General features: G+C 48.2%; 1 protein-coding gene. It reads right to left on the reverse strand.

All coding sequences use genetic code 11. The features are described from left to right. Window positions 1–17: 17 nt before the first annotated feature. On the reverse strand, window positions 18–734 hold a 717-nt coding region (locus Xedl_RS19900; RefSeq protein WP_074025466.1), incomplete at its 5' end, for an IS982 family transposase.

Consider the following 734-nt stretch of genomic DNA (forward strand, 5'->3'; position numbering starts at 1 on the left):
TAACGCGATGCTCGACTTTAACACCCAATAACGAGAGTTTGTTGAAGCCAGTCGCGTTGTTTTTTACCTTGTTTAAAGTTGGCAAAAATACCTAATGTGTGAGCAAGCAGCTTTCTGGCGATTCGATTGCTCAGATGCCACATATCCCGCGCCCAGCACTTCTCGATAGCAAATTGCCCGGCGAGTTGACCAATCACAGTTTCAATGAGACGCCGTTTGGCATTGATGCATTTTCTCGTCTCTTTGGGAACAGGGTCATCCATATTGGCTCGCACCGGCGTTATCATTTCAATGCCTTCTCTCTTCATTTCCTGTTTAAATTCAGTGCCTAAGTATCCTTTATCACCGAGTAAATAGCCGGTGATTGGCGCGACCAAATCCCCGGCGGCCTCACGCTCGCTGACACTTGCCGGTGTGAGTGTAAACCCTGTCACGATGCCGATTTCATCGACCAGCAGATGTCCTTTAAAGCCGTAGTACGTTTCACTCTTGGCGGCGCAGAAGCCATAATCGGCTTGTCCTTTAAAACGTGCACAACCTTTCGCGCGTTTAAAGAGGCAAACGGGCAGAGGAAATCCATCAATAATATGCACCGGCCGGTCGAACGCACCCAATAATATCGCCAGTTCCTCTTGCAGTGGTTGTTTAACAAACCAAAGATTCGAAATCTGTTTAGCAAAATTGGCGCGTGAACCCAGCCTCGGAAACCACTCGCGCCAGTGGCTATTAAAGTA

Source organism: Xenorhabdus eapokensis (genome assembly GCF_001908105.1).